Source organism: Thalassovita sp. ABM4_323 (genome assembly GCF_056158665.1).
Window position 1 is genome coordinate 3377024 of record NZ_JBSWTS010000007.1, and the last position, 13800, is coordinate 3390823.

Sequence of the window (13800 nt, forward strand, 5' to 3'; positions counted from 1 at the left end):
CCAAGAGGCACACATGAGCACCAAGCCCGTCATCGACGACTCTCTGCGTGAAAAAATCATTGCAGAACCTGATGTTATTCTGGACGACACCGATCTGATGCGCGCCCTTGTGGCCGCCAATGAACGGGCCTTGGGCAGCAATATCGTGGATCTGCGTGGCGTCGCCATGGAGCGACTGGAAACCCGACTGGACCGGCTGGAAGACACCCATCGCAGTGTCATCGCCGCTGCCTATGAAAATCTGGCCGGCACCAACCAGGTGCATCGCGCCATCCTGCGGATGCTGGAGCCCACCAGCTTCGAGGCCTTCCTGCGCGACCTGTCCGGCCCCGTGGCCGAGGTGCTGCGCGTCGATTGCATCAAGCTGGTTCTGGAAACCGCGCAAACCGATGATGACCCGGTTCTGAAACGGTTGGGCGGCGTGCTGTCGGTGGCGCATGCGGGCTATATCCAGGACTACCTGACTGACGGGCGCAACATTCCACAACGTCAGGTCACCCTGCGCCAGGTCCACGAGGGCGATTTGCAGATTTACGGCGAAGAGGCGGGCTTTGTTCGCTCCGAGGCCTGTATGACCCTCGATTTCGGTCCCAATCGCCTGCCCGGCATGCTGGTTCTGGGATCCGAGGACCCGCATCAGTTCAGTCCCCAGCAGGGCACGGACCTTCTGGGGTTCTTCGCTGGCGTGTTTGAACGCACCATGCGCCGCTGGCTGGCATGAGCCTGATCTCTCCAGCCGCGCGGGACGCCCTGCAAGCCTGGCTGGACGGGCAAAAAGCGCTGAAAGGCGCCTCGGACAACACACTGGACGCCTATCGACGCGACGTCGCGGATTTTCTGGCCTTCATCACCGAACACAAAGGCGAACCGCAGGGGCTGCGGGCCTTGGAGCGTGTCACCACATCGGACATGAGAGCCTGGATGGCGCGCACCCGCAGTTCAGGCATCGCGCCGCGCTCGCTGGCGCGCAAACTGTCGGCCGTGAAAACATTTTTCCGGTGGCTATCGGAACGCGAAGGCTTTGATCCCACCTCGGTTCTGTCCACCCGGTCGCCCAAGTTCCACCGCAAATTGCCCCGCCCGCTGGACGAAGACGCCGCGCGCGACATGATCGAAACGGTGCAAATGCAATCCAGTTCCGATTGGGTGGCCGCGCGGGATACGGCGGTTTTGACGCTGCTCTATGGCTGCGGGCTGCGGATATCCGAGGTGCTGTCGCTGCAGGGCCGCGATTTCCCGATTCCAGAAACCCTGCGCATCACCGGTAAAGGCGGCAAGGAACGGATTGTCCCCGTGATCAACCCCGCCCGTCAGGCCGTCGCGCAATATGTCGAGCTGTGCCCCTATACGCTTGACCCCGATTTCGCCCTGTTCCGCGGCGTGCGTGGCGGCGCCCTCAGCCCCCGCCAAATCCAAAAGGCCACCGAGGCCACACGCCGCCAACTGGGCCTGCCGGCCAGCGCCACCCCTCATGCGCTGCGCCACAGCTTTGCAACGCACTTGCTGAACGCGGGTGGCGACCTGCGTGCCATCCAGGAACTCCTGGGCCATGCGTCCCTGTCCACGACCCAAGCCTACACAGCGGTGGACTTGGATCGGCTTATGGACGTATATCAGAAAGCCCACCCCAAGGCGGGCTAAGCTGATCCAAAGGCCATTGTTTTGACGTTTTCGAATGAATCCAAGGCGTTGTCTGTCCATTTGCTGACAGCCAGCGGCGCCGTTTTTGCCATGCTGGCCATGCTGGCCGCTGTCGATGAAAAATGGAGCCTGATGTTCCTGTGGCTGGTCGTGGCCTTTGCCGTCGACGGAATCGACGGCCCGCTGGCGCGCAAATACCACGTCAAACACTATGCCGCCCGGTTTGACGGGGTCCTCCTGGACCTGATCATCGACTACCTGACCTATGTCTTCATCCCCGCCTTTGCCCTATTCAAATCGGGGCTGCTGCCGGGATGGACCGGCTGGTTCGCGATCATCCTGATCACCTTTGCCAGCGCCCTGTATTTCGCAGACACCCGGATGAAGACCAAGGACAACTCGTTCCACGGCTTTCCCGGCTGCTGGAATATGCTGGTGCTGGTCCTGTTCGCGCTGCACCCGAATTTCTGGGTGATCGTGGGGCTTGTCGCCCTGCTGGCCGCGGCCATGTTCATGCCGCTGAAGTTCATTCACCCGGTGCGAACACAGCGCTGGCGCGTGGTCTCGCTGCCGATGGCCCTGGCCTGGACCTTCTTCGCCGGCTTGGCGGCCTGGGTTGATTTCCACCCCGAAAGCTGGGCCCATTGGGGCCTGGTCCTGACCTCGGTCTATCTGTTGCTGGTCGGCATCGCCCAACAACTGATCCCCCAGCGCCCCTAGATCAACAGCCCCGCCGCCCCTTCATGGCGCAACAGCCAAACCTTGGTCTCGACGCCACCTCGCCCTGAAAATCCCCCCAATCCATTGGCCCCCAGCACCCGGTGGCACGGAATCAGTATCGGAATCGGATTGCCACCGCATCCCTGCCCAACCGCCTGCGCCGACACCCCCAATTGGGCCGCGATCTGCCCATAGCTGCGCGTCTCTCCAAACGGGATCGCCAGGATGGCCGCGCAAACCCGCTGCTGAAAGCCCGAGCCCTCCACCCGCAACGGCAGATCAAACTGCTTTCTTTGCTCCTGAAAATACTCATGCAATTGCCTCTCGGCCCGCGCCAACACGGGCGAGCTGTCCCGGCGCCCACGCCCCCAGGCACACTTCACGATTGCCCCATCCTCTTCGGTTAGGATCACGGGGCCGGTGGGGGTATCGACGGTCAATTGCATGACCCACAGCCAAACGCAAAACGGCCCCGCATTCAAGCGAGGCCGTTTCGAAAGTCAACACATCACGCCAGAGCGTCGTTACAGCGTTTGCACGTGCCCGGATGGCTGAACTTGCCCACATCCGGCAGGATTTTCCAACAGCGCTGGCATTTCTCGCCCTCGGCTTTTTCGAACACCACGCCCACGCCTTCGACTTCGGGCATACGGAAGGCCTCGGCCGGGATCGGATCGGCGCTCAGCGACATGCCCGAGGTGATGCAGACATCTTCGAAGGGCACCGATTTCAGCGCGGCCAGCATGTCCTCGTTGCGCACATGCACCACCGGCGCGGCCTCCAGCGAGGCCCCGATCACCTTGTCCGTCCGCTGGATTTCCAGCGCGGCGGTGACCACGCGGCGGGCGCGACGCACCTCGGCCCATTTCGCGGCCAGCGGCTCGTTCAGCCAATCGGCGGGCGTTTCGGGGATATCCGTCAGGTGGATCGAGCTGTCATCGCCGGGGAACCGTTCCAGCCAGACCTCTTCCATGGTGAATACCAGGATCGGGGCCAGCCAGCTGGTCAGGCGGTGGAACAGGATGTCCAGCACGGTCCGGGCCGCGCGGGCGCGATCCGTGTCACCATCGCAATACAGCGCATCCTTGCGGATATCGAAGTAGAAGGCCGACAGATCCACGGTAGCAAAGTTAAACACTGCGCTGAATACGCCCTGGAAATCGAACGCCGCATAGCCGCTGCGCACCTTGTGATCCAGCTCGGCCAGACGATGCAGAACCCATTGTTCCAGCTCGGGCATATCCGCAGGGTCAACCCGTTGCAATTCATCGAGTTGCGCCAGGCTGCCCAGCATAAACCGCATGGTGTTGCGCAAACGGCGATAGCTGTCAGCGACCCCTTTCAGGATTTCCGGCCCGATCCGCTGATCCGCGGTATAGTCCGTCTGGGCGACCCACAGGCGCAGGATGTCAGCGCCGTATTGCTGCACGACCTTTTCCGGTACGATGGTGTTGCCCAGCGATTTGGACATCTTGTTACCCTTCTCGTCCAGGGTGAAGCCATGCGTGACCACGTTGCGATAGGGCGCGCGGCCCTTGGTGCCACAGGCTTGCAGCAGCGAGGAATGGAACCACCCGCGGTGCTGGTCGGTGCCCTCCATATAGACATCGGCGATGCCGTCTGCGGTGCCGTCTTCACGGTCACGCAGAACGAAGGCATGGGTCGAGCCACTGTCGAACCACACGTCCAGCACGTCAAAGACCTGCTCCCATTCGTCGGCGTTATAGTCACTGCCCAGGAAGCGTTCCTTGGCGCCCTCAGCGTACCAGCAATCGGCCCCTTCGGCGTCAAACGCCTCGACGATGCGGGCATTCACAGCCGGATCGCGCAGCAGGAAATCATCCGCCGTCGGCAGCGTGTCCTTTTTCACGAAACAGGTCAGCGGCACGCCCCAGGCGCGTTGGCGCGACAGCACCCAATCGGGGCGCGTTTCGATCATCGAGAACAGGCGGTTACGCCCGGTCTGCGGGGTGAATTTCACCAGCTGATCGATGGAGTTCAGCGCCCGTTCGCGGATGGTGGTGCCATAGGTGTCATCCCCACCGGCGGGTTTGTCGATGGCGGTGAACCATTGCGGCGTATTGCGGAAGATCACCGGCGCCTTGGACCGCCACGAGTGCGGATACGAGTGTTTCACCCGGCCACGTGCGATGATGCCGCCGGCCTCGACCAGCTTGGCGATCACGGCGGGGTTGGCCTTGTCTTCCTTGCCCTTGTGGTTGAACACGCGCAGCCCGGCAAAGAACGGCACATGCGGCAGGAATTCAAAATCCTCGCCCACGTTGTGGGTCATCCGGTCGATCCAGTTGCGCTTGACGAAGCATTCATAGTCATCCGCACCGTGGCTGGGCGCGGTATGCACAAAACCCGTGCCCGCATCATCGGTGACATGGTCGCCGTCGATCATCGGCACGTCGTAATCCCAGAACCCCTCGGCGCCTTCGAGGCCGTTGAAGGGGTGGGCACAGACGGCGTTTTCGAACTCGGCCACGTCCACGTCGCGCACACGGGTGAATTCGGTCACACGTGATTTGGTCAGCGCGTCCTCGGCCAGAGCATCGGCGAATACGTAAAGATCACCGGGCTTGGTCCAGCTTTCCTCTTCGGTCGCGTCCACGCGGTACAGGCCATAGGCGATCTTGGGGTTATAGGCGACAGCCTTGTTCGAGGGGATCGTCCAGGGAGTCGTCGTCCAGATCACGACGCGCGCGTCCTTCAGGCCCTCGGGCGCGGATTTGAACGCAAACGGCACCCAGATCGTGTGCGACTGGTGGTCGTGGTATTCGATCTCGGCCTCGGCCAGCGCGGTTTTTTCCACGGGCGACCACATCACGGGTTTCGAGCCCTGATAAAGCGTGCCGTTCATCAGGAACTTCATGAATTCGTCCGCGATTACGGCCTCGGCGTGGAAATCCATGGTCAGATAGGGATCGTCCCAGTTGCCGGTGATGCCCAGACGCTTGAATTCCTGACGCTGCACGTCCACCCACTCATCGGCAAAGGCGCGGCATTCCTGACGGAATTCGACCACCGGAACCTCGTCCTTGTCCTTGCCCTTTTTGCGGTACTGTTCCTCGATCTTCCATTCGATCGGCAACCCGTGGCAATCCCAACCGGGGACATAGCGCGCGTCAAAACCCATCATCTGGTGGCTACGCACGATCATGTCCTTGATCGTCTTGTTCAGCGCGTGGCCGATATGCAGGTGGCCGTTGGCATAGGGGGGGCCGTCATGCAGGGTAAAGGGCTGGCGGCTGCCATCCTTGGCCTTGTCGCGCAGGCGGCCATAGATATCCATGTCCTCCCAGCGTTTCAGCCAGTTGGGTTCACGTTTGGGCAGGCCCGCGCGCATCGGGAAATCGGTTTGCGGCAGGTTCAGAGTTTGTTTGTACTCGGGTGTATCGGCGCACATCGGTGGCGTCCTTCGAATGATCGTGTCTGTCTGGATGAGGGGGGCGGCGCGGTATCCCATACGCCTTGTCCCGGCGGCTCAGGGTCTCAGAGCGCCGGGCAAATAATTCGAATAATGATCGCGTTCAGATGCATCATAGGCCGCGTTATAGGCGCGCAGCACAGAGGCGTCCATAGGGGAATGCGCGGCGCTTTGGCATCTGGTAGGCTGTCGGCGGCGCCCCTAAGCAGATGGGACACACTGGCCGGAGAGAGATTTGACCGCAAACCTTGCCAAATTCGACATCACCCGCGAGGAAATCGCCCGCGTTGTCCATGCGTTTTACGAGATGGTGCGCCAGCATCCCGGCCTGGGGCCGGTGTTCGCCGCGCATGTCACCGATTGGGACAGCCACGAAGAGAAGATCATCCGCTTCTGGGCCAATGCGATTCTGAACGAGCGGGACTATGACGGGAACCCGCTGACCGTCCATCAAAACGCCGGCAATGTGCGCCCCGGGATGTTCGAGCCCTGGCTGGGTCTGTTCGACCTGGTGCTGCGACTGGAGCTGCGCCCCGATCAGGCGCAGGCCTGGTCGGCGCTGGCGCATCGGATCGGCCGGTCCCTGCGCGCCGGGGTTGTCGAAAAGGTACACGGCGCGGACGGCGTGCCGCGCCTGTTCTAACCTGTGCGTGCGGCCAAACGACGATAGGTGAACTCGGTCTGATCGCCCTGCATCGCGGCCTTTAGCAATTCCTGAACCCGGCCATGATCCGGGGATTTCCCGCACACCGGGTCAACTGCACTGGCGTCCCCGGCGATCATCAGCGCCTGACACCGGCATCCGCCAAAGTCGATCTCTTTGCGATCACAGGATTTGCAGGTATCCGGCATCCATGCGTCGCCGCGATAGGCGTTGAAGGCCGGGCTGTTATACCAAATGTCCTCCAGTGGGCGGTCGGCGACATTGTCAAACTCCAGAAGCGGGATCATCTGGGCCGCGTGGCAAGGCAAAACGCTGCCGTCGGGCGCGATATTGAGCCCCGCGCTGCCCCACCCGCCCATGCAGGCCTTGGGGTAGTCAGCATAGTAATCGGGCGGCACGAAATCAAAGGCCAGCACGCCCTGTAACCGCTGCGCGGCCTCGGCGACTTTTTGTTTCGTGGCCTCGGTCTGTTCGCGCGTGGGCAGCAACATGCCCCGATTTTCTGTCGCCCAGCCGTGGAATTGCACGCAGGCGACCTCCAGCCGTCTTGCGCCCAGATCAACGGCCATCTCGATGGTGCGGTCCAGATCATCCAGGTTGTGGCGATGCATCACCGCGTTCAGCGTCAGGGGAATGCCGCGCTGTTTCAGTTCCTCGGCCACCTTTAGTTTGCGATCAAACCCGCCCTTGTAGCCACCGATCCAATCGGCCAGTTCGGCCGTGGTGCCCTGCATCGACAGCTGCACGTGGTCCAGCCCTGCGGCCTCGAGCGCATCCAGCCGTTTCGGGGTCAGCCCGATGCCGCTGGTGATCAGGTTCGTGTATAGCCCCGCCAGATGCGCCGCCTGCGTCAGTTCCACCAGATCGGGGCGCGAGGCAGGCTCGCCCCCCGACAAATGCAGCTGCAACACCCCCATATCCGCCGCCTGACGGAAGGCATCGGCCCAGGTTTCGGTGTCCAGCTCGGACTCTTTTGTCAGCAATTCCTTGGGGTTGGAGCAATACGGACAGGCCAGAGGGCAGCGATGCGTCAGCTCGGCCAGCATGGCGATGGGGGGCGGCGTGGTCATGGGTGCACCCCAAGGAAAACCCGCGCGCGCAGGGCCTGCAGGAAGCGTTGCACATCCTCGGCGATCTGGTCGCGCGGAGCCTGAAACGTGGCGGCCAGATCGTTGATGATCTCGTCCAGGCTGGCCTCGCCGGTCACGCGGCTAAGGATGGCCTCGCCGATCATGTCCAGCGCGACCGCCTTTTCCGGGGCCAGCAGCACCGTTTGATCGCGCACGCGGTCCCGCGCCAACCGCACACCGCGCGGCAGATACGGGCGTTCATGCGGGGCGATCTTCAGGTTCATGCGGCCAGGTCCCTGGCCATGCCCTCGCCCGGCTGCCACGCGCCCGGAGGGATGCGACCCGGTTCGACATAGGCGCCCCACAGCGCATCCAGCTGCGCCCACAACACGTTGGTTTTGAAAATCAGCGCCTCGCAGGCCATGTCCTCTTTTTCTGGCGTGTCGGCGTGGGTCAGCACCCAATCCAGACCATAGGCGACGTCCTTGGGCGCTTCGGTCAGGCGTTTGCGGAAATAGGACAGCAAATCCGTGTTGGCAAAGTCATAGTGCTCCAACAGGCCCTCGATCCGGCGTTCATGGATTTTCGGGGCGAACAGCTCGGTCAGCGAGGACGCAACCGCCTGCAACAGCGGCATATCCCGGACATAGCGAATATAGGCGTCCACGGCGAATTGCGTGGCTGGCAGCACGCCCTGACCAGAGGCCACATATTCCGGGTCCAACCCCACGGCCTGCGCCAGTTTCAGCCAGCGTCGGATGCCGCCGCCTTCGGTGATGCCACCATCATGGTCCTCGATCCGTGATCGCCATTCGCGCCGCACCGCAGGGTCATAGACACGGGACATGAAGGCCGCGTCCTTCATCGGGATCGCCGCCTGATAAGCCCAGCGGTTGATCACCCAGGCGCGCACCTCGTCTGGGGTGCATTCGCCATTGTGCAGCCGGTGATGGAACGGATGTTTGTCGTGGTAGCGTTCGGCGCCAATGGCGCGCAGGCGTTTTTCCAGGCTCTCGCGGCTCATATCTCGGTCTCCTGTCCGTCTGCCGCGATCTGCCAGCCGTTCCCGGTGACAAACGCCCGCTGAGGGCTGTCCGGTTGCCAGATCGGATTGGTATTGTTGATATGGATGAAGGTCTTAGCGGCCTTCACCCCCTCTAGTCGCGCGATCGAGCCATCAGGCCCGCTGATCGGAATATGCCCCATGCGGCGCCCGGTTTTGACACCGGTGCCGGTGCGGATCATCTCGTCATCATCCCAAAGCGTGCCGTCAAAGAACAGCTGATCTGCATCCGCGATCTGGCGCAGCAATTTGTCCGTCACGGTCGCACAGCCGGGAATGTAATAGGCGGTTTTGCGGCCGTCCTGCAGGCGCACGCCAACGGTTTGCTCGCCCTCCAGATCGGTTTGGACCTGCTCGCCCTCCATGAACAGCGGCACCTTGCCCGGCACGGCAAACAAGGTCGCGCTCAGCCCCGGCAAAATCTGGAACGGTTCATCCAAGGCAATTGTTTCGCGCGGTACGACATCCCGGTTCACCGCATCGAAAATCGCATTGTCGGCCAGAACTTTATGAATTTCGCCGGTGGCGAACAGGGCAAAGGGCGTCTGTTCACGCAGCGACAACAGCCCCGCGATGTGATCAATGTCACCATTCGTCAGCAAAACCGAGCCCACGGGCGTATCCCGCAGGGTACGGGGATGCATCCGTGGGCTCGTTTGCATCTGCTGGCGGACATCGGGCGAGGCGTTCAACACAGCCCACACCTGCCCGTCCACGGAAACCGCCAGCGATGATTGACCCGAGGCCGGAATACGCCCGGCCCTGGCGTCATTGCAATTCGCACAGCCGCAATTCCACTGCGGCAGCCCTCCACCGGCTGCGGCGCCCAATACCAAGAACTTCATGACAGGCCCCGCTTTCCGGTTGGGTACTTAGAACAGGTCGGGCTCGTGGCCGCGGCCGCCTTCGTCTTCGGACGGGGCGTACATGTTGATTTCCATGCCGCAGTTCACTTCTTTGATCTTGGGTGCAGTCCAGGCCATTTCAATTCTCCTCCGCTGGCGGGTTCGTTGCCTTTTCAGACTAGTCGGCACCCACTAGAGCCGAAACTATACAATGGTCGTAAGACCCCTTGCCCCTTGACGTGCGCTGAATGTGCTCTTCGACCAATGTCGAATATCGCCCTGAAGGGCGTGTTCCTAGCCTCGGGCCATGCGCGCTTTGATCCTAACCCTATTCGTAGGCCTGTTAATGCTGGCCATGCCTCGTCCGGGCGGGGCCGACCCTTTGGCGCCCGAACAGATGGCCGAAATGATCGTACCCCCGTTTTCGCTGGGCGCGCCCCTGAATGACAAAGGGGTGTATAGCCTGCTGAACTCGGGCGGGGCCGAGGCCGGATATGTGTTTGAAACCGGCCCCTTAGCACCCTTGCCCGGTTTTTCTGGGGCGATCATCAACATGCTGGTGGTTCTTGATCTGGAGGGCACGTTTCTGGATGTGCGCATGATCGAACATAACGAACCGATCTTTGTTTCCGGGCTTGGGGACGCGCCGTTTCACAAGTTTCTGGAGCAATACCGCGGCTTGTCCATCGCCTCGTCCATCGTGGTGGGCACGCCGTATGGGGACAGCGCGGGCGGCGGGGCATTGGTCTATCTGGACGGGGTCACCAAGGCCACGGCCAGCGTGCGTATCGCGCATGAATCCATCATGGGCGCGGCATTGGCGGTGGCGCGTGAAAAAATGCAGGGACTGGCCTCGGGGCCACCGGCGCATCCAGATCCGACCGTGAACGAGGCTTTGACATGGGAGGATCTGATCGCCCAGGGCATCGCCACCCACAAAGTCGTCACCAATGGCCAGATCGACGCTCTGTTCCGCGACACCCTGTGGGAGGATGACGACCCCGAGGCGCGGGATTATCCCGACGAGCCCTATCTGGACCTGTGGCTGGTGGATATCGGCCCGCAATCTGTGGCCCGGGCGGTGCTCAGCCCGTCGGGACTGGCCGAGCTGGAGCATTTCCTGTCGATCTCGTCCAATGACGAACCGATCCTGGTGATCGAGACCGCGCGTCATGGCCTGGTGGGCCCGGATTTCGTGCGCAACACCGCGCCAGATCTGCTCAGCGCTTCGCAGAACGGATTGCCGGTCGCGCTGCGGGATTCCGACCTGTTCATTGATCTGGCCCCCGGCGTGCCCGACGGCACCGCCCTGATCCTGCGCACGGATCGGCGGCTGGGGTTTGACCCGGCCAGTAAATGGGAGCTGCACGTCAGCGCCACCCGCGAACATGGCATGTTCCGCCCCGAGATCGGCACCCAAACCATCGTGGTCGAGCACACAGCGCCCGAGCGTTTCTATACCCGTCCCGTCGTGCCCAAGCCCGCCCCGCCGTGGCTCGAGGCGCTGCGCAATCGCCAGACCGATTTGATCATTCTGGGGGTCTTCCTGATCGGGCTAACTGCCGCGCTGTTGCTGCGCCAAAGCCAGATCGCAGGGCGCAAGATGCTGACCCCGCTTCGCCTGGGTCTTCTGGCGGTCGTGGCGGGATTTGTCGGCTGGTGGGGGCAAGGCCAGCTGTCCATCGTGACCGTTCTGGGCACCCTGCGCACCGCGCTCGAGGGCGGCAGTTTCACCTTCCTTCTGTATGATCCGTTCTCGTTGCTGGTCTGGGCGGCGGCGATCCTGGGTTTTGTCCTGTGGGGGCGCGGCTTGTTTTGCGGCTGGCTGTGTCCGTTTGGCGCGCTACAGGAATTCGCCCACCATCTGGGCCGCCTGCTGCGCCTGCCCCAATTTCGCCTGTCCAAACGCTGGGATACGGCACTGAAACAGGTGAAATACCTGGTGCTGGCCGGGCTGCTGGGCGTCACGTTCTTTGTGCCCGATCAGATCGACAAAGCGGCCGAGGTCGAGCCCTTCAAAACCGCCATCACCACCTATTTCATCCGTGAATGGTACTATGTGGCCTATGCGGCCTTATGGCTGCTGTCGGCAACGGTCCTGTTCAAGGGCTTCTGCCGCTATGTCTGCCCGCTGGGCGCCGTGATGGCGATCGGAGGCCTGATCCGCGGGCGTGACTGGATCGCCCGCCGGACCGAGTGCGGCTCCCCTTGCCAGCTATGCCGCGTCAAATGCCAATACCAGGCCATCACTCCCAAAGGCGACATCCAGTATTCTGAATGCTTCCAATGCCTTGACTGTGTCTCGATCCACGATGACAGCACCCGCTGCGTCCCCCTGATCATCGCCGCGAAACGGGCTGAAAAGGACCGGGCGGTCCTGTCCCAATAGGATGGCCCAGTTTGCGGGACAAAGCTGATGGGGCTCAACTACGGTCGCGGGTCTCCATTCACCCGACGGGACGGACCAAGCGGTTCATACACCTATCGCGCCAAGGACCTCATTTGTCTGCCACCCGGCCCTTCACGGCGTTGACCGCCGCCAGGTAAGAAATCGCGCCGGAGTCAGGCGAAGCAAGGCTTTCTTCCAAACGCTTCTTCAACTTGATCACATCACTGTCCGCCAGTGTCTTTACGGCGTTGGCGACCGAATTCGGAATGCCTGTGTTCGAGTTCCAGAAGTCGTCAAAATTTTCATAGATCAACGGAACATCTATGCGGGTGCTTTCAATATCCCTTAGACCAAGGGTTCGCCAAAGGTCCTCCATATACGCACGGGTCGCCTTTTCTGGGCCAGTCACAGGAGCGTCCACACCGAACGACCTCAGGGCGGCTCGAATGGGTTCCATGGTGAACCCGCCCCCTTTGATGTCCCAGATATAACTGGACACAGAGCCCCCAGGCTTGGTCACCCGCACCATCTCGGCGACGGCCTTTGCCGGATCGGGGATGAAATTGATGACAAGCGCCATGACACTCGCGTCGAATTGGTTGTCTTCAAAGGGCAATGACTGGGCATCGCCATTTGTCAAAACAGCGTTGTAGTCCCGAAGGCGGGTGTTCGCCGTTTCAAGCAGCCCCTCGGAAGGATCGATTCCATAGACCTGAAAGGCCCCGACCTGCTCGAACAACAACGCCGAAAACGCGCCATTTCCACAGCCGACGTCCAGCCATGTTGCCCCATGATCTGGTTGCAAAAATTCCATGAAGCGCGCGCCCGCAACGCGGCTCCATCGCCCCATCATCTTTTCATAGCCGCCACCGTCGAAAAATTTTGGGGGTCTGTGGTCCGACACCGCCCTGTCTCCTCTTCAGGTTGCTTGTCTCAGAAAGCCTCGCGTGGTCTTGGCTCGCCAAAACAATACCACATCTGCGCCTCTTCAGACAGGTTCAAGACCTGACCCCGAGTTTAGGGCTCTTGTTCAAGCTTCAAATGGATCTGCGACCTAAAAAAGGCCCCCTGATATTGGGGGCCTTTTGTTTGTTTTGTTTTGGGTGTGTCAGCAGGCGTTGACGGCGCGTTTGGTGAGGACTTTGGCCAGGTGGGCGCGGTAGGCGCCGGTGCCGTGCATGTCGGTGATCATGTCGTCGCCCGACAGCGACAGCCCTTCGAGGGCCTCGGCCGAGAAGCTGGCCGAGAGCGCCGCTTCGGCCTCGGACCAGCGGAACACCCCGTCATTGCCCGCGCCGGTCACCGCCACGCGCACGCCATCGCCAAAACGCGCCACGAACACCCCGCACAGCGCAAAACGCGAGGCGGGTTGCTCGAACTTCTGATAGCTCGCCGCCTCAGGGATCGGGAAGCGCACGGCGGTGATGATCTCGCCCTCCTCCAGTGCCGTGCCAAACATGCCGTCAAAAAAATCATCGGCCGCAATCTCGCGCGCGGATGTCACCACCGTTGCGCCCGAGGCCAGAACCGCCGACGGATAACAGGCCGCCGGATCGTTATTGGCCACCGAGCCCCCGATCGTGCCGCGATTGCGCACCGCCGGATCGCCGATCCCGCCCGCAAGCGCCGCCAGCGCGGGATACGCCCCGGCACCTGCGGCCACGGCGGCATGGGTGGTCGCGCCCCCCACGGTCAGGGCGCCGCCAGCCGCGCTCACCCCCTGCATCTCGGCAATGCCCGACAGGCTCACCAAGGCCGACGGCATCGCCAGGCGCTGCTTCATCGTCGGCAACAAGGTCTGCCCGCCGCCCAGGGGCTGGGCATCCTCGGATTTCAGGGCCTCCACGGCCTCGGCCACCGAACCAGGCGCCACATAGTCAAAATTATACATCTCGTTTCTCCTCCCAAAGCGTCCGGGGCACCGCCCCATTCCGCTTCTTTGTTCCATAAATACTCATGTCCCGGCCGCGCGGCC

At 62.0% G+C, this 13800-nt stretch carries 14 protein-coding genes; 5 read left to right on the forward strand and 9 right to left on the reverse strand.

Annotated features, from left to right (window positions below):
- Positions 1–13: 13 nt before the first annotated feature.
- From ACXADQ_RS19220 to ACXADQ_RS19230, 3 genes are read left to right on the forward strand one after another with little or no spacing between them, the layout of a single operon-like run.
- Positions 14–721: a DUF484 family protein gene (locus ACXADQ_RS19220; RefSeq protein WP_475325145.1), complete on the forward strand. Its 708-nt coding sequence runs from the start codon at positions 14–16 to the stop codon at positions 719–721.
- Positions 718–1641 carry a tyrosine recombinase XerC gene (locus tag ACXADQ_RS19225; protein WP_475325149.1) on the forward strand — a complete coding sequence of 308 codons (924 nt, stop codon included), beginning with the start codon at positions 718–720 and terminating at the stop codon, positions 1639–1641. The genes ACXADQ_RS19220 and ACXADQ_RS19225 overlap by 4 nt, the downstream gene beginning before the upstream one ends.
- Positions 1642–1662: 21 nt before the next feature.
- Positions 1663–2361, forward strand: a complete 699-nt coding sequence (locus ACXADQ_RS19230) for a CDP-alcohol phosphatidyltransferase family protein (RefSeq protein ID WP_475325153.1) — start codon at positions 1663–1665, stop codon at positions 2359–2361.
- Here the strand turns inward: ACXADQ_RS19230 and ACXADQ_RS19235 are convergent.
- Both ACXADQ_RS19235 and ileS read right to left on the reverse strand, forming a co-directional pair.
- Positions 2358–2807: a methylated-DNA--[protein]-cysteine S-methyltransferase gene (locus tag ACXADQ_RS19235; RefSeq protein ID WP_475325156.1), complete on the reverse strand. Its 450-nt coding sequence runs from the start codon at positions 2805–2807 to the stop codon at positions 2358–2360. The two genes, ACXADQ_RS19230 and ACXADQ_RS19235, sit on opposite strands and share 4 nt — an antisense overlap.
- Before the next feature lie 62 nt (positions 2808–2869).
- Positions 2870–5773 (reverse strand): isoleucine--tRNA ligase, encoded by a 2904-nt coding sequence (gene ileS / locus ACXADQ_RS19240; RefSeq protein WP_475325160.1) that lies wholly within the window; start codon positions 5771–5773, stop codon positions 2870–2872.
- A gap of 256 nt (positions 5774–6029) precedes the next feature.
- On the opposite strand from ileS, the gene ACXADQ_RS19245 reads away from it, so the two are divergent.
- On the forward strand, positions 6030–6437 hold the full coding sequence (locus ACXADQ_RS19245; protein WP_475325164.1) for a group III truncated hemoglobin: 408 nt from the start codon (positions 6030–6032) through the stop codon (positions 6435–6437).
- Here ACXADQ_RS19245 and pqqE read toward each other — a convergent pair.
- Genes pqqE through pqqA form a run of 5 tightly spaced genes read right to left on the reverse strand, consistent with a single transcriptional unit; the run spans position 6434 to position 9574 of the window.
- On the reverse strand, positions 6434–7528 hold the full coding sequence (gene pqqE / locus ACXADQ_RS19250; RefSeq protein ID WP_475325169.1) for a pyrroloquinoline quinone biosynthesis protein PqqE: 1095 nt from the start codon (positions 7526–7528) through the stop codon (positions 6434–6436). The two genes, ACXADQ_RS19245 and pqqE, sit on opposite strands and share 4 nt — an antisense overlap.
- Positions 7525–7812 (reverse strand): pyrroloquinoline quinone biosynthesis peptide chaperone PqqD, encoded by a 288-nt coding sequence (gene pqqD, locus ACXADQ_RS19255; protein WP_475325171.1) that lies wholly within the window; start codon positions 7810–7812, stop codon positions 7525–7527. The genes pqqE and pqqD overlap by 4 nt, the downstream gene beginning before the upstream one ends.
- A complete protein-coding gene (gene pqqC / locus ACXADQ_RS19260) occupies positions 7809–8552 on the reverse strand; it encodes a pyrroloquinoline-quinone synthase PqqC (RefSeq protein WP_475325174.1) in 744 nt (247 codons plus the stop codon). Before pqqC ends, pqqD begins: the two co-directional genes overlap by 4 nt.
- A complete protein-coding gene (gene pqqB / locus ACXADQ_RS19265; protein ID WP_475325176.1) occupies positions 8549–9436 on the reverse strand; it encodes a pyrroloquinoline quinone biosynthesis protein PqqB in 888 nt (295 codons plus the stop codon). The genes pqqC and pqqB overlap by 4 nt, the downstream gene beginning before the upstream one ends.
- 27 nt (positions 9437–9463) lie before the next feature.
- Positions 9464–9574, reverse strand: a complete 111-nt coding sequence (gene pqqA / locus ACXADQ_RS19270; RefSeq protein ID WP_475325180.1) for a pyrroloquinoline quinone precursor peptide PqqA — start codon at positions 9572–9574, stop codon at positions 9464–9466.
- Positions 9575–9782: 208 nt separating this feature from the next.
- Between pqqA and ACXADQ_RS19275 the strand changes: the two genes are divergently transcribed.
- Complete coding sequence (locus ACXADQ_RS19275; RefSeq protein ID WP_475325182.1) at positions 9783–11825, forward strand: 4Fe-4S binding protein; 2043 nt, start codon at positions 9783–9785, stop codon at positions 11823–11825.
- A gap of 109 nt (positions 11826–11934) precedes the next feature.
- On the opposite strand, the gene ACXADQ_RS19280 is transcribed toward ACXADQ_RS19275, so the two are convergent.
- Together ACXADQ_RS19280 and ACXADQ_RS19285 are read right to left on the reverse strand one after the other, a co-directional pair.
- Positions 11935–12729: a class I SAM-dependent methyltransferase gene (locus tag ACXADQ_RS19280; protein ID WP_475325184.1), complete on the reverse strand. Its 795-nt coding sequence runs from the start codon at positions 12727–12729 to the stop codon at positions 11935–11937.
- 204 nt (positions 12730–12933) lie between these two features.
- The gene (locus tag ACXADQ_RS19285) at positions 12934–13716 is read right to left on the reverse strand and encodes an FAD binding domain-containing protein (protein WP_475321547.1); all 783 of its coding nucleotides are present in this window, start codon (positions 13714–13716) and stop codon (positions 12934–12936) included.
- Between the last annotated feature and the right edge of the window lie 84 nt (positions 13717–13800).

Coding starts and splice junctions, on each gene's coding strand:
- ACXADQ_RS19285 (WP_475321547.1), bottom strand. CDS start 13,716: ATGTATAATTTTGACTATGTGGCGCCTGGTTCGGTGGCCGAGGCCGTG.
- ACXADQ_RS19275 (WP_475325182.1), top strand. CDS start 9,783: ATGCTGGCCATGCCTCGTCCGGGCGGGGCCGACCCTTTGGCGCCCGAA.
- ileS (WP_475325160.1), bottom strand. CDS start 5,773: ATGTGCGCCGATACACCCGAGTACAAACAAACTCTGAACCTGCCGCAA.
- pqqB (WP_475325176.1), bottom strand. CDS start 9,436: ATGAAGTTCTTGGTATTGGGCGCCGCAGCCGGTGGAGGGCTGCCGCAG.
- ACXADQ_RS19235 (WP_475325156.1), bottom strand. CDS start 2,807: ATGCAATTGACCGTCGATACCCCCACCGGCCCCGTGATCCTAACCGAA.
- pqqA (WP_475325180.1), bottom strand. CDS start 9,574: ATGGCCTGGACTGCACCCAAGATCAAAGAAGTGAACTGCGGCATGGAA.
- pqqD (WP_475325171.1), bottom strand. CDS start 7,812: ATGAACCTGAAGATCGCCCCGCATGAACGCCCGTATCTGCCGCGCGGT.
- ACXADQ_RS19220 (WP_475325145.1), top strand. CDS start 14: ATGAGCACCAAGCCCGTCATCGACGACTCTCTGCGTGAAAAAATCATT.
- ACXADQ_RS19225 (WP_475325149.1), top strand. CDS start 718: ATGAGCCTGATCTCTCCAGCCGCGCGGGACGCCCTGCAAGCCTGGCTG.
- pqqC (WP_475325174.1), bottom strand. CDS start 8,552: ATGAGCCGCGAGAGCCTGGAAAAACGCCTGCGCGCCATTGGCGCCGAA.
- pqqE (WP_475325169.1), bottom strand. CDS start 7,528: ATGACCACGCCGCCCCCCATCGCCATGCTGGCCGAGCTGACGCATCGC.